Below are 12,221 nucleotides of genomic sequence, written 5' to 3' on the forward strand. Positions count from 1 at the left end.
TGTGTGGTCTGCTTTTACTATACAGCCTGATACTTTTTACATTTGTTTAATCGCGGCTTATCAGGCGGTTGAGTTGCCGCCTGCTAAGCCAGGAAGGATTAGTCCGCCTGCAGCATCTCTTCGAGCTGCTCCTGCGCCTCCAGCCAGGCCATTTCGCACTCCTCAAGGCTGGATTTGGTTTTAGCCTGCACCTGCAGGCACTCGGTTAGCTCGGCTTTACGAGTCTGGTCATACAGGCCGCTGTCGCCCAGCTTCTCTTCCACGGTGGCCAGCGTGGCGTTGAGCTTCTCCATCTCTTTTTCCAGACGGGTGATCTCTTTACGCAGCGGCTGGGTTTGGGTGCGCAGTTCAGCTTCGCGACGCTTCTGATCCTTACGGGCCTGGGCGCTGTTGGCGTTCTCTTTCGCAGCTTCTTCCGGCTGGTTTTCCTGCTTCTGTACGTCCGTCAGCCATTGCTGATAATCTTCCAGATCGCCGTCGAAAGGCTCTACTTTACTGTCGTGCACCAGGTAGAGATCGTCGGTGGTGGAGCGGATCAGGTGACGATCGTGCGAAACGACCACCAGCGCGCCTTCGAACTCAATCAGCGCCTCGGTCAGCGCCTGGCGCATGTCCAGATCCAGGTGGTTAGTCGGTTCATCGAGCAGCAGCAGGTTAGGGCGCTGCCAGACGATGAGGGCCAGCACCAGACGCGCTTTTTCGCCGCCGGAGAAGCGCTCAGTATTCTCGGTCACTTTATCGCCCTGGAAGCCGAAGCCGCCCAGATAATCCCGCAGCTTCTGCTCCATCTCCTGCGGGGCCAGACGCGCCAGGTGCTGTAGTGGCGATTCGTCCGCGCGCAAAAATTCCAGCTGATGCTGAGCGAAGTAGCCAAGCTTGATGCCCTTCGCCAGACCAATATCGCCACGTACCGGCGTAAGCTCGCCCGCCAGCAGCTTAATCAGCGTCGATTTACCGGCGCCATTGCGCCCGAGCAGACCGATGCGGGAACCCGGCACCAGGTTGAGTTTGATGGAGTCCAGGATGATGCGCTCGCCATAGCCCGCGCTGACCTTTTCCATTTTCAGCAGCGGGTTGGGCAGGCTTTCCGGCGCGCGGAAGCTAAAGTGGAACGGGTTGTCGACGTGCGCCGGGGCGATCATCTCCATGCGTTCCAGCATCTTAATGCGGCTCTGGGCCTGTTTGGCTTTTGATGCTTTCGCCTTGAAGCGATCGACAAAGCTCTGCAGGTGCGCCACGCGCTGCTGCTGGCTTTCGTACATCGCCTGCTGCTGGGAGAGGCGTACCGCGCGCTGGCGCTCAAACGAACTGTAGTTGCCGGTGTACTCGAACATCGTTTCCTGTTCGATATGAATAATTTTATCCACCACCGGGTCAAGGAAGTCACGGTCGTGGGAGATCAGGATCAGCGTGCCCTGATAGCTCTTCAGCCACTTCTCCAGCCAGATCACCGCATCCAGATCGAGGTGGTTAGTCGGTTCATCGAGCAGTAGCAGGTCAGAGCGGCAGATCAGCGCCTGGGCCAGGTTAAGGCGCATGCGCCAGCCACCGGAGAAATCGCTGACCGGGCGTTCCAGCTGCTCGTTACTGAATCCCAGGCCGTGCAACAGGCTGGCGGCGCGGGAGCGAATAGTCCAGGCATCAATAGCGTCGAGTTTGCCATGCACGGTGGCAATCGCATGGCCGTCGTTGCGTTCGTTGGCGGCATGCAGCTCCGCTTCCAGCTTGCGGTATTCCCGATCGCCGTCGATAACATAATCCATCGCCGGTACGCTCAGGGCTGGCGTCTCCTGGTTTACCCAGGCCAGCTGCCAGTTGCCGGGGTAGGTAAAATTACCGCCGTCGGCACTGATTTCGTTTTTCAGCAATGACAGTAACGTGGATTTACCGCAGCCGTTTTTGCCCACCAGGCCGACTTTCTGGCCCGGGTTAATGGTGGCTGTAGCGTTGTCCAGCAGGACACGTACGCCGCGACGAATTTGTAATGAGGAGAAAACAATCATAGAGCGCCGTATGTTCCGACTATGTTAAGTTGTCATTATAATCAGGTTAAATGTGCCGCCACGCGCCGCGTGGGTGTGCCATGGTAGCCCAAAACAACAGTGATGACGACCCGGGAGAGGAATGATGTCCCAGACAGCCAAAGTGCTGCTGCTGTATGCCCATCCGGAGTCTCAGGACTCGGTCGCCAACCGGGTTTTGCTACAACCGGCATTACAGCTAAGTAATGTGACAGTGCACGATCTTTACGCGCACTACCCCGATTTTTTTATCGATATTCCCTATGAGCAGGAGCTGCTGCGTCAGCACGACGTCATCGTATTTCAGCATCCTCTCTACACCTACAGCTGCCCCGCGCTGCTGAAAGAGTGGCTGGATCGCGTCCTGAGCCGTGGATTTGCCAGTGGGGTGGGAGGAAACCAGCTGGCGGGAAAGTCCTGGCGGAGCGTCATTACCACTGGCGAGCCGGAGAGTGCGTATCGCCACGATGGGCTTAACCGCTACTCGATGAACGAGATCTTACGCCCGTTCGAGCTGACTGCGGCCATGTGCCGCATGCACTGGCTGAGTCCGATCATTATCTACTGGGCTCGTCGGCAGCATCAGGATGAGCTGGCCAGCCATGCCCGCGCGTACGGTGAGTGGCTGGCGGGGCCAAATCTGACGGGAGGTCACTGATGGAAGGCTCAGATCTTTTACTGGCAGGCGTGTTGTTCCTGTTTGCCGCCGTGGTGGCGGTGCCGTTGGCATCGCGTCTGGGGATTGGCGCGGTGCTCGGCTATCTGCTGGCGGGCATCGCCATCGGTCCGTGGGGGCTGGGGTTCATCAGCGATGTGGACGAAATCCTGCACTTCTCGGAGCTGGGCGTCGTCTTTCTGATGTTTATTATCGGCCTTGAGCTGAACCCGACGAAGCTCTGGCAACTACGGCGCTCGATCTTTGGTGTGGGTGCCGCGCAGGTGCTGTGCAGCGCGGTGATCCTCGGTGGACTCCTGATGCTGACCCAGTTCTCATGGCAGGCCGCGGTGGTTGGCGGGATTGGTCTGGCGATGTCCTCTACGGCAATGGCGTTACAGCTGATGCGCGATAAGGGCATGAACCGCAACGAAGCGGGGCAGCTGGGCTTCTCGATCCTGCTGTTTCAGGATCTGGCGGTGATCCCCGCGCTGGCCCTGGTTCCACTGCTGGCAGGATCGGGAGAGGAGCATTTCGACTGGATGAAGATCGGCATGAAGGTGTTGGCCTTTGCCGGCATGCTGGTGGGAGGGCGCTATCTGCTCCGCCCGGTGTTCCGGTTTATTGCCGCCTCCGGCGTACGCGAGGTATTTACCGCCGCGACGCTGCTGCTGGTGCTGGGATCGGCCCTGTTTATGGATGCGCTGGGCCTGTCGATGGCGCTCGGTACTTTTATCGCGGGTGTGCTGCTGGCGGAGAGTGAGTACCGGCATGAACTGGAAATTGCCATCGATCCCTTTAAAGGGCTGCTGTTAGGGCTGTTCTTTATCTCTGTCGGTATGGCGCTCAATCTCGGCGTGCTCTACACCCATATCCTGTGGGTGGTGATGAGCGTTGCCGTGCTGGTCACGGTTAAAATGGCGGTGCTGTATGGGCTGGCGCGGGTTTACGGCCTGCGGCAGGCGGAAAAGGCGCAGCTTGCCGGGGTGCTGAGCCAGGGGGGCGAATTCGCTTTTGTGCTCTTCTCCACAGCATCGTCCCAGAGATTGTTTCAGGATGACCAGATGGCGCTGCTGTTAGTGACCGTGACGCTGTCGATGATGACCACGCCGCTGCTCATGAAGCTTATCGATAAGCAGCTGTCTCGCCGGATGAATGCCCCGGAAGATGAGCATGAAGCGCCCTTTGTGGAGGACGATAAACCGCAGGTGATCGTGGTGGGCTTCGGGCGGTTTGGGCAGGTAATCGGGCGTCTGCTGATGGCGAATAAAATGCGCGTGACGGTGCTTGAGCGCGACATCAGCGCGGTAAACCTGATGCGCAAGTACGGTTATAAGGTCTATTACGGCGATGCTACACAGGTCGAACTGCTGCGCTCCGCAGGCGCAGAGGCGGCGGAGTCGATTGTTATCACCTGTAATGATCCGGAAGACACCCTGAAGCTGGTGGAGATCTGCCAGCAGCACTTTCCCCATCTGCACATCCTGGCCCGGGCGCGAGGGCGTGTTGAGGCACATGAGCTGCTTCAGGCAGGGGTAAAGTATTTTACCCGCGAGACCTTCTCCAGTGCGCTGGAGCTGGGGCGTAAAGCATTAGTGACGTTGGGTATGCATCCTCATCAGGCCCAGCGCGCGCAGTTACATTTCCGTCGTCTTGATATGCGCATGCTGCGCGAGTTGATGCCGGTCCACACCGATACGGTGCAGATTTCCCGCGTACGGGAGGCGCGTCGCGAGCTGGAAGAGATTTTCCAGCGTGAGATGCAGCAGGAGCGTCGGCAGCCGGACGGCTGGGATGAATATGAATAACGAGGTAAAGAATGGCGGTACGTAAACGTTTTATCGCCGGCGCGAAATGCCCGGCCTGCCAGGCTCAGGATTCACTGGCCATGTGGCGAGAGAACAATATCGATATTGTTGAGTGTGTTAAGTGCGGTCACCAGATGCGTGAAGCCGATAAAGAAGTGCGCGATCACGTTCGCAAAGAAGAACAAGTGATCGGCATTTTTCATCCGGACTAGCGATATGCCCCGAGTTTTTTTAAGCTAAAGGGTACACGGGTGCAGAATTCGGCTACAATCTGCGCCAGCAATTTTCCCACGCTCAGGAGATATCATGAAAGTAGCAAAAGACCTGGTGGTCAGCCTGGCCTATCAGGTACGTACAGAAGACGGTGTGTTGGTTGATGAGTCTCCGGTGAGTGCGCCGCTGGACTACCTGCACGGTCACGGTTCCCTGATCTCCGGCCTGGAAAACGCGCTGGACGGTCATGAAGTTGGTGACAAATTTGACGTTGCTGTAGGCGCAAACGACGCTTACGGTCAGTACGATGAAAACCTGGTTCAGCGTGTTCCTAAAGACGTCTTCATGGGCGTTGATGAGCTGCAGGTTGGCATGCGTTTCCTGGCTGAAACTGACCAGGGTCCGGTTCCAGTAGAAATTACCGAAGTTGAAGACGACCACGTTGTGGTTGACGGCAACCACATGCTGGCTGGCCAGAACCTGAAGTTCAACGTTGAAGTGGTTGCGATCCGCGAAGCCACTGAAGAAGAGCTGGCTCACGGCCACGTTCATGGTGCGCACGGTCATGACCACGATCACGTTCACGATGGCTGCTGCGGTGGTCACGGCCACGATCACGACCATGGCCACGAGCACGGTAAAGGCGGCTGCGGCGGTAACGGCGGCTGCGGTTGCCACTAAGCGTTACGCCTTAAGGCACAAAAAAGCGGGATATTCCCGCTTTTTTTACGTCTCAATAATGGGGTGGCGGCGTCTCTTCCGACTGCGACGCGATGTGCGATGCCTGGGAGGCTTTTACTTTTTCCGTTAACAGACGCATCAGATCCCGCAGCTTTGCCATCTCCAGCTCGTGGGCGGTGACGGTCTGATTCAGCTCATCGATGGTGATCTCCTGAAAAGCCAGGCGGCTTTCAAGCTCAGCCAGACGTGCTTCCATCTCTCTATTCTGCATGATTCACCTCGTTTGTTTCGTTAAACCCGTCCGGGGCTGGCGGCGGCGAATTTTACCTGAGATTATCCTTGCGCGCAGTAAACATCCCCTTGCTGCGAAACTAATTTAAACAAAAATAGTCTGAAATGTGGTGCTAATCAGGGGTGTCTACCTGTAGATTTGTTCCTCAACGTTTTATAGTACGCTACTCATTTACGCTTAACACGGGGTGAGAGTCCCCGGCCCTGGAGAAATGGATGAAATCACTGTTTAAAGTAACGCTGCTGGCGACCACGATGGCTGTCGCTTTGCATGCGCCGCTGACTTTCGCTGCCGATACCGCGGCGAAACCTGCTGCGACTGCTGACAGCAATGCGGCGTTCAAAAATGACGACCAGAAATCAGCCTACGCACTGGGCGCATCTCTGGGCCGTTACATGGAAAACTCTCTGAAAGAGCAAGAAAAACTGGGCATCAAGCTGGATCAGGCGCAGCTGATCGCGGGCGTACAGGATGCTTTTGCAGACAAGAGCAAACTGTCTGACCAGGAAATCGAGCAAACTCTGCAGGCTTTCGAAGCGCGCGTGAAAGGCGCAGCGCAGGAGAAGATGGAGAAAGACGCGGCTGAGAACGAAGCGAAAGGCAAAACCTTCCGTGACGCTTTCGCTAAAGAGAAAGGCGCAAAAACTTCTCCTACTGGCCTGGTCTACAAAGTAGAGAAAGAAGGGACTGGCGAGGCACCGAAAGACAGCGATACCGTCGTTGTGAACTACAAAGGTACCCTGACCGACGGTAAAGAGTTCGATAACTCTTACACCCGCGGTGAGCCACTCTCATTCCGTCTTGATGGTGTTATCCCTGGCTGGACTGAAGGCCTGAAGAACATCAAGAAAGGCGGTAAAATCAAGCTGGTCATCCCACCGGATCTGGCTTATGGCAAAACGGGTGTCCCGGGTATCCCGGCTAACTCCACCCTGGTATTCGACGTAGAGTTGCTGGACATCAAGCCAGCGCCGAAAGCGGATGCTAAGCCTGACGCGAAGCCAGAAGCGCCGGCAGAAGCCACCAAGAAGTAAACCGGTTAAAACCGCCGCCTCAGAAGCGGCGGTTTTTTTATTGGGGTATAGATATAATTAACACTGGAAGCGCTATCTACGCTGTATTAACTTAATTGCCCGTGTAAATAATGAGCCTGCCCTGAAAACCTACCGACAGGCTCCTGAAAAGGAGTGTTTTTTTCATGACCAGGTCGCTTTTAACCAACGAAACCAGCGAACTTGATTTGCTGGATCAACGTCCTTTCGATCAGACCGATTTCGATATTCTGAAATCCTACGAAGCGGTAGTGGACGGGTTAGCGATGCTCATTGGGTCCCACTGCGAAATCGTTTTGCACTCCCTGCAAGATCTGAAATGTTCTGCCATCCGCATCGCCAATGGTGAGCATACTGGCCGTAAAATCGGCTCGCCAATCACTGACCTTGCACTGCGTATGCTGCACGACATGACCGGCGCGGACAGCAGCGTCTCCAAATGTTATTTCACCCGCGCGAAGAGCGGTGTTCTCATGAAGTCCGTGACCATCGCGATCCGCAACCGCGATCATCGCGTGATTGGTTTGCTGTGCATCAACATGAACCTTGATGTGCCGTTCTCCCAGATCATGAACACCTTCATTCCGCCAGAAACGCCGGATGTTGGATCCACAGTAAACTTTGCCTCTTCCGTTGAAGATCTCGTGACCCAGACGCTGGAATTCACCATTGAAGAAGTTAATGCCGATCGTAACGTCTCCAACAATGCCAAGAATCGTCAGATCGTGCTTAACCTCTACGAAAAAGGCATTTTTGATATTAAAGACGCCATTAACCAGGTGGCCGATCGCCTCAACATCTCCAAGCACACGGTCTATCTCTACATCCGTCAGTTCAAAAGCGGCGATTTCCTGGGGCAAGAGAAGTAATGCGTTTTGCATTAATGGTGACAGGCCCGGCATACGGTACACAGCAGGCCAGCAGCGCGTTGCAGTTTGCCCGCGCACTGCTGGCGGCCGGACATGAGCTGGTCAGCGTCTTTTTTTATCGGGAAGGGGTGTATAACGCAAACCAGCTGACCTCTCCCGCATCAGACGAGTTCGATCTGGTCCGGGCCTGGCAGTCGCTGAACCAGGAGCATGGCGTTGCCCTGCATATCTGCGTGGCGGCGGCTCTGCGTCGGGGCGTAAGCGATGCGAATGAAGCGCAACGTCTCGGTTTGCCTGCCGCGAATCTTAACGAGGGCTTCTCCCTTAGCGGTCTTGGGGCGCTGGCACAGGCTGCCTTAACCTGCGATCGTATGGTGCAATTCTGATGAACCGCGTTGCGTTTGTATTTCATTCTGCCCCACATGGCAGTGCCGCTGGAAGGGAAGGGCTGGATGCGTTACTGGCCACTTCTGCACTGACGGAAGAGATCGGTGTGTTCTTTATCGGAGACGGCGTATTTCAGCTGCTTGCCGGTCAGCAGCCGCAGGCGGTGCTGGCGCGGGATTACATCTCGACATTTAAAGTCCTGCCGTTGTATGACATCGAGACGTTCTATGTCTGTGCAGCTTCACTGCAGGCCCGCGGCCTGAAAGAGAATACCCCCTTCATTCTGGACGCGACTGTACTTGCACCGGCATTACTGCGGGAACAGCTTTCCCACTACGACACAATCCTGACATTCTGAGGCGCGCATGCTCCATACCCTGAGCCGTTCCCCCTGGCACTGCGACATCGAAAGCCTGTTAAGCATGCTGCGTGAGGGTGATACTGTGCTGCTGATCCAGGATGGCGTTCTGGCGGCAGTAGAAGGCAGCCGCTTTGTTGATATTCTCTGTAATGCCCCCATCTCTGTCTCAGCGCTAAAAGATGATATCGAGGCTCGCGGCCTCATTGGTCAAATTTCAACCAAAATTGACGTGGTTAGCTATACTGATTTCGTAAATCTGGCCATCCAGCACACCGGCCAAATGAACTGGTGATCTGAGATCGCTGTATAATTCTTGACACCTTTTCGACGTAGCCCTAAAATTTCGCGTCCTCATATTGTATGAGGGCGTTTTATTACGTGTTTACGAAGCAAAAGCTAAAACCAGGAGCTATTTAATGGCAACAGTTAACCAGCTGGTACGCAAACCACGTGCACGCAAAGTTGCAAAAAGCAACGTGCCTGCGCTGGAAGCCTGCCCGCAGAAACGTGGCGTATGTACTCGTGTATATACTACCACTCCTAAAAAACCAAACTCCGCACTGCGTAAAGTATGCCGTGTGCGTTTGACTAACGGTTTTGAAGTGACTTCCTACATCGGTGGTGAAGGTCACAACCTGCAGGAACACTCCGTGATCCTGATCCGTGGCGGTCGTGTAAAAGACCTTCCGGGTGTTCGTTACCACACCGTTCGTGGTGCGCTTGACTGCTCCGGCGTTAAAGACCGTAAGCAATCTCGCTCCAAATACGGCGTGAAACGTCCTAAGGCTTAATGGTTCTCCGTTAAGTAAGGCCAAACTGATTTATCTTAATGTCACACTAAACTCTTAGAGTTTTGGACAATCCTGAATTAACAACGGAGTATTCCCATGCCACGTCGTCGCGTCATTGGTCAGCGTAAAATTCTTCCAGATCCGAAATTCGGATCAGAACTGCTGGCAAAATTTGTAAATATCCTGATGGTAGATGGTAAAAAATCTACTGCAGAAGCAATCGTATACAGCGCGCTGGAGACCCTGGCTCAGCGTTCTGGTAAAAATGAACTGGAAGCTTTCGAAGTAGCTCTCGACAACGTGCGTCCGACTGTAGAAGTTAAGTCTCGCCGCGTTGGTGGTTCTACTTATCAGGTACCAGTTGAAGTCCGTCCGGTCCGTCGTAATGCTCTGGCAATGCGTTGGATCGTTGAAGCTGCTCGTAAACGCGGTGATAAATCCATGGCTCTGCGTCTGGCGAACGAACTTTCTGACGCTGCAGACAACAAAGGTACTGCAGTTAAGAAACGTGAAGACGTTCACCGTATGGCAGAAGCCAACAAGGCGTTCGCACACTACCGTTGGTAATTCCTTCGGAGTATTAGTCACCAGGCGGGCGCTTCAGCGAAGCAGCCCGCTTTGGGTTACTTAACTGAACGCCTAAAAAGATAAACGAGGAATCAAATGGCTCGTACAACACCCATCGCACGCTACCGTAACATCGGTATCAGTGCGCACATCGACGCCGGTAAAACCACTACCACCGAACGTATTCTGTTCTACACCGGTGTAAACCATAAAATCGGTGAAGTTCATGACGGCGCCGCAACCATGGACTGGATGGAGCAGGAGCAGGAGCGTGGTATTACCATCACCTCCGCAGCGACTACTGCATTCTGGTCTGGTATGGCTAAGCAGTATGAACCACACCGCGTAAACATCATCGACACCCCGGGCCACGTTGACTTCACCATCGAAGTAGAACGTTCCATGCGTGTTCTTGATGGTGCGGTAATGGTTTACTGCGCAGTTGGTGGTGTTCAGCCACAGTCTGAAACCGTATGGCGTCAGGCAAACAAATATAAAGTTCCACGCATTGCGTTCGTTAACAAAATGGACCGTATGGGTGCGAACTTCCTGAAAGTTGTTGGTCAGATCAAAACCCGTCTGGGCGCGAACCCTGTTCCGCTGCAGCTGGCGATTGGTGCTGAAGAAGGTTTCACCGGTGTTGTTGACCTGGTGAAAATGAAAGCCATCAACTGGAATGAAGAAGACGCAGGCGTAACCTTCACTTATGAAGATATCCCGGCTGACATGCAGGACCTGGCTGACGAATGGCACCAGAACCTGATCGAGTCCGCTGCAGAAGCTTCAGAAGATCTGATGGAGAAATACCTGGGTGGTGAAGAACTGTCTGAAGAAGAGATCAAAAAAGCTCTGCGTCAGCGTGTTCTGAACAACGAAATCATCCTGGTAACCTGTGGTTCTGCGTTCAAGAACAAAGGTGTTCAGGCGATGCTGGATGCGGTAATTGATTACCTGCCATCCCCGGTAGACGTTCCTGCGATCAACGGTATCCTGGACGACGGTAAAGACACGCCGGCTGAGCGTCACGCAAGTGATGACGAGCCGTTTGCTGCTCTGGCGTTCAAAATCGCTACCGACCCGTTCGTTGGTAACCTGACGTTCTTCCGCGTGTACTCTGGTGTGGTTAACTCCGGTGACACCATCCTGAACTCCGTGAAAGCTGCACGTGAGCGTTTCGGTCGTATCGTACAGATGCACGCGAACAAACGTGAAGAGATCAAAGAAGTTCGCGCGGGTGACATCGCTGCTGCTATCGGTCTGAAAGACGTGACTACTGGTGATACCCTGTGTAACCCAGATCACCCGATCATTCTGGAGCGCATGGAGTTCCCAGAGCCAGTAATCTCTATCGCCGTTGAACCAAAAACCAAAGCTGACCAGGAAAAAATGGGTCTGGCTCTGGGCCGTCTGGCTAAAGAAGACCCATCATTCCGCGTATGGACTGATGAAGAATCTAACCAGACCATCATCGCTGGTATGGGTGAACTGCACCTGGACATCATCGTTGACCGTATGAAGCGTGAATTCAACGTTGAAGCTAACGTGGGTAAACCTCAGGTTGCTTACCGCGAAGCAATTCGCCAGAAAGTTACCGATGTTGAAGGTAAACACGCTAAGCAGTCTGGTGGTCGTGGTCAGTACGGTCACGTTGTGATCGACATGTACCCACTGGAGCCGGGCTCTAACCCTAAAGGTTACGAGTTCATCAACGACATCAAAGGTGGTGTAATTCCTGGCGAATACATCCCTGCCGTTGATAAAGGCATCCAGGAGCAGCTGAAGTCTGGTCCGCTGGCTGGTTACCCGGTAGTAGACATGGGTATTCGTCTGCACTTCGGTTCTTACCATGACGTTGACTCCTCTGAACTGGCGTTTAAACTGGCTGCTTCTATCGCCTTTAAAGAAGGCTTTAAGAAAGCGAAACCAGTTCTGCTTGAGCCAATCATGAAGGTTGAAGTAGAAACGCCTGAAGAGAACACCGGTGACGTCATCGGTGACTTGAGCCGTCGTCGTGGTATGCTGCGTGGTCAGGAAACTAACGTTACTGGCGTTGTGATCCACGCTGAAGTTCCGCTGTCTGAAATGTTCGGATATGCAACTCAGCTGCGTTCTCTGACCAAAGGTCGTGCTTCTTACTCCATGGAGTTCCTGAAGTATGATGATGCGCCGAACAACGTTGCTCAGGCCGTAATTGAAGCCCGTGGTAAATAAGCCGTAGGGTTAAAATCTAAGTCCCGTGCCCCCTCGGTGAGGGGGCACTATAGTAAGGAATATAGCCGTGTCTAAAGAAAAATTTGAACGTACAAAACCGCACGTCAACGTTGGTACTATCGGCCACGTTGACCACGGTAAAACTACCCTGACCGCTGCAATCACTACCGTTCTGGCTAAAACCTACGGTGGTTCTGCTCGTGCATTCGACCAGATCGATAACGCACCAGAAGAAAAAGCTCGTGGTATCACCATCAACACTTCTCACGTTGAATATGACACCCCGACTCGCCACTACGCACACGTAGACTGC

15 protein-coding genes are annotated in these 12,221 nt (G+C 54.1%); 13 read left to right on the forward strand and 2 right to left on the reverse strand.

All coding sequences use genetic code 11. The features are described from left to right. Window positions 1–98: 98 nt before the first annotated feature. Window positions 99–2,003: an ABC transporter ATP-binding protein gene (locus B3X29_RS16610; protein WP_159340226.1), complete on the reverse strand. Its 1,905-nt coding sequence runs from the start codon at window positions 2,001–2,003 to the stop codon at window positions 99–101. Window positions 2,004–2,124: 121 nt separating this feature from the next. Here B3X29_RS16610 and kefG point away from each other — a divergent pair, with 121 nt between their 5' ends. The 4 genes from kefG to slyD all read left to right on the forward strand — a co-directional run bounded on the left by kefG (window position 2,125) and on the right by slyD (window position 5,378). Next, window positions 2,125–2,679, forward strand: coding sequence for a glutathione-regulated potassium-efflux system ancillary protein KefG (kefG, locus tag B3X29_RS16615; protein WP_103177279.1), 555 nt, complete (start codon window positions 2,125–2,127; stop codon window positions 2,677–2,679). After that, entirely contained in the window at window positions 2,679–4,484 is a 1,806-nt protein-coding gene (gene kefB, locus B3X29_RS16620; protein ID WP_103177278.1) for a glutathione-regulated potassium-efflux system protein KefB, read from the forward strand. Before kefG ends, kefB begins: the two co-directional genes overlap by 1 nt. An 11-nt stretch (window positions 4,485–4,495) precedes the next feature. Further along, window positions 4,496–4,696 (forward strand): YheV family putative zinc ribbon protein, encoded by a 201-nt coding sequence (locus B3X29_RS16625; protein ID WP_103177277.1) that lies wholly within the window; start codon window positions 4,496–4,498, stop codon window positions 4,694–4,696. Window positions 4,697–4,790: 94 nt separating this feature from the next. After that, complete coding sequence (gene slyD / locus B3X29_RS16630; RefSeq protein WP_159340227.1) at window positions 4,791–5,378, forward strand: peptidylprolyl isomerase; 588 nt, start codon at window positions 4,791–4,793, stop codon at window positions 5,376–5,378. A gap of 52 nt (window positions 5,379–5,430) precedes the next feature. On the opposite strand, the gene B3X29_RS16635 is transcribed toward slyD, so the two are convergent. Next, a complete protein-coding gene (locus B3X29_RS16635) occupies window positions 5,431–5,649 on the reverse strand; it encodes a protein SlyX (protein WP_103177275.1) in 219 nt (72 codons plus the stop codon). A gap of 236 nt (window positions 5,650–5,885) precedes the next feature. Between B3X29_RS16635 and fkpA the strand changes: the two genes are divergently transcribed. The 9 genes from fkpA to B3X29_RS16680 form a co-directional block, all read left to right on the forward strand. Further along, window positions 5,886–6,704, forward strand: a complete 819-nt coding sequence (fkpA, locus tag B3X29_RS16640) for an FKBP-type peptidyl-prolyl cis-trans isomerase (RefSeq protein WP_103177274.1) — start codon at window positions 5,886–5,888, stop codon at window positions 6,702–6,704. A gap of 164 nt (window positions 6,705–6,868) precedes the next feature. Then, a complete protein-coding gene (locus tag B3X29_RS16645) occupies window positions 6,869–7,591 on the forward strand; it encodes a helix-turn-helix transcriptional regulator (protein ID WP_103177273.1) in 723 nt (240 codons plus the stop codon). Further along, window positions 7,591–7,977, forward strand: a complete 387-nt coding sequence (gene tusD, locus B3X29_RS16650; protein WP_103177272.1) for a sulfurtransferase complex subunit TusD — start codon at window positions 7,591–7,593, stop codon at window positions 7,975–7,977. Before B3X29_RS16645 ends, tusD begins: the two co-directional genes overlap by 1 nt. Then, the gene (gene tusC / locus B3X29_RS16655) at window positions 7,977–8,336 is read left to right on the forward strand and encodes a sulfurtransferase complex subunit TusC (RefSeq protein WP_103177271.1); all 360 of its coding nucleotides are present in this window, start codon (window positions 7,977–7,979) and stop codon (window positions 8,334–8,336) included. The genes tusD and tusC overlap by 1 nt, the downstream gene beginning before the upstream one ends. A gap of 7 nt (window positions 8,337–8,343) precedes the next feature. Then, window positions 8,344–8,631: a sulfurtransferase complex subunit TusB gene (gene tusB, locus B3X29_RS16660; RefSeq protein WP_103177270.1), complete on the forward strand. Its 288-nt coding sequence runs from the start codon at window positions 8,344–8,346 to the stop codon at window positions 8,629–8,631. A gap of 124 nt (window positions 8,632–8,755) precedes the next feature. Next, a complete protein-coding gene (gene rpsL, locus B3X29_RS16665; RefSeq protein WP_003023654.1) occupies window positions 8,756–9,130 on the forward strand; it encodes a 30S ribosomal protein S12 in 375 nt (124 codons plus the stop codon). Between the two features lie 96 nt (window positions 9,131–9,226). Further along, window positions 9,227–9,697, forward strand: a complete 471-nt coding sequence (gene rpsG, locus B3X29_RS16670; RefSeq protein WP_004106370.1) for a 30S ribosomal protein S7 — start codon at window positions 9,227–9,229, stop codon at window positions 9,695–9,697. 96 nt (window positions 9,698–9,793) lie between these two features. Continuing rightward, window positions 9,794–11,908, forward strand: coding sequence for an elongation factor G (gene fusA / locus B3X29_RS16675; protein WP_103177269.1), 2,115 nt, complete (start codon window positions 9,794–9,796; stop codon window positions 11,906–11,908). A 67-nt stretch (window positions 11,909–11,975) separates the two neighbouring features. Continuing rightward, window positions 11,976–12,221: GTP-binding protein (locus B3X29_RS16680; protein ID WP_227543195.1), on the forward strand; the 246-nt coding region annotated here is incomplete at its 3' end.

This window comes from Leclercia sp. UBA5076 (assembly GCF_002416465.1).
Lineage (GTDB): Bacteria > Pseudomonadota > Gammaproteobacteria > Enterobacterales > Enterobacteriaceae > Enterobacter.

Excerpts from the sequence above, each read along its gene's own strand:
- B3X29_RS16610 (WP_159340226.1), bottom strand. The coding sequence starts at position 2,003 with ATGATTGTTTTCTCCTCATTACAAATTCGTCGCGGCGTACGTGTCCTG.
- kefG (WP_103177279.1), top strand. The coding sequence starts at position 2,125 with ATGATGTCCCAGACAGCCAAAGTGCTGCTGCTGTATGCCCATCCGGAG.
- kefB (WP_103177278.1), top strand. The coding sequence starts at position 2,679 with ATGGAAGGCTCAGATCTTTTACTGGCAGGCGTGTTGTTCCTGTTTGCC.
- B3X29_RS16625 (WP_103177277.1), top strand. The coding sequence starts at position 4,496 with ATGGCGGTACGTAAACGTTTTATCGCCGGCGCGAAATGCCCGGCCTGC.
- slyD (WP_159340227.1), top strand. The coding sequence starts at position 4,791 with ATGAAAGTAGCAAAAGACCTGGTGGTCAGCCTGGCCTATCAGGTACGT.
- B3X29_RS16635 (WP_103177275.1), bottom strand. The coding sequence starts at position 5,649 with ATGCAGAATAGAGAGATGGAAGCACGTCTGGCTGAGCTTGAAAGCCGC.
- fkpA (WP_103177274.1), top strand. The coding sequence starts at position 5,886 with ATGAAATCACTGTTTAAAGTAACGCTGCTGGCGACCACGATGGCTGTC.
- B3X29_RS16645 (WP_103177273.1), top strand. The coding sequence starts at position 6,869 with ATGACCAGGTCGCTTTTAACCAACGAAACCAGCGAACTTGATTTGCTG.
- tusD (WP_103177272.1), top strand. The coding sequence starts at position 7,591 with ATGCGTTTTGCATTAATGGTGACAGGCCCGGCATACGGTACACAGCAG.
- tusC (WP_103177271.1), top strand. The coding sequence starts at position 7,977 with ATGAACCGCGTTGCGTTTGTATTTCATTCTGCCCCACATGGCAGTGCC.
- tusB (WP_103177270.1), top strand. The coding sequence starts at position 8,344 with ATGCTCCATACCCTGAGCCGTTCCCCCTGGCACTGCGACATCGAAAGC.
- rpsL (WP_003023654.1), top strand. The coding sequence starts at position 8,756 with ATGGCAACAGTTAACCAGCTGGTACGCAAACCACGTGCACGCAAAGTT.
- rpsG (WP_004106370.1), top strand. The coding sequence starts at position 9,227 with ATGCCACGTCGTCGCGTCATTGGTCAGCGTAAAATTCTTCCAGATCCG.
- fusA (WP_103177269.1), top strand. The coding sequence starts at position 9,794 with ATGGCTCGTACAACACCCATCGCACGCTACCGTAACATCGGTATCAGT.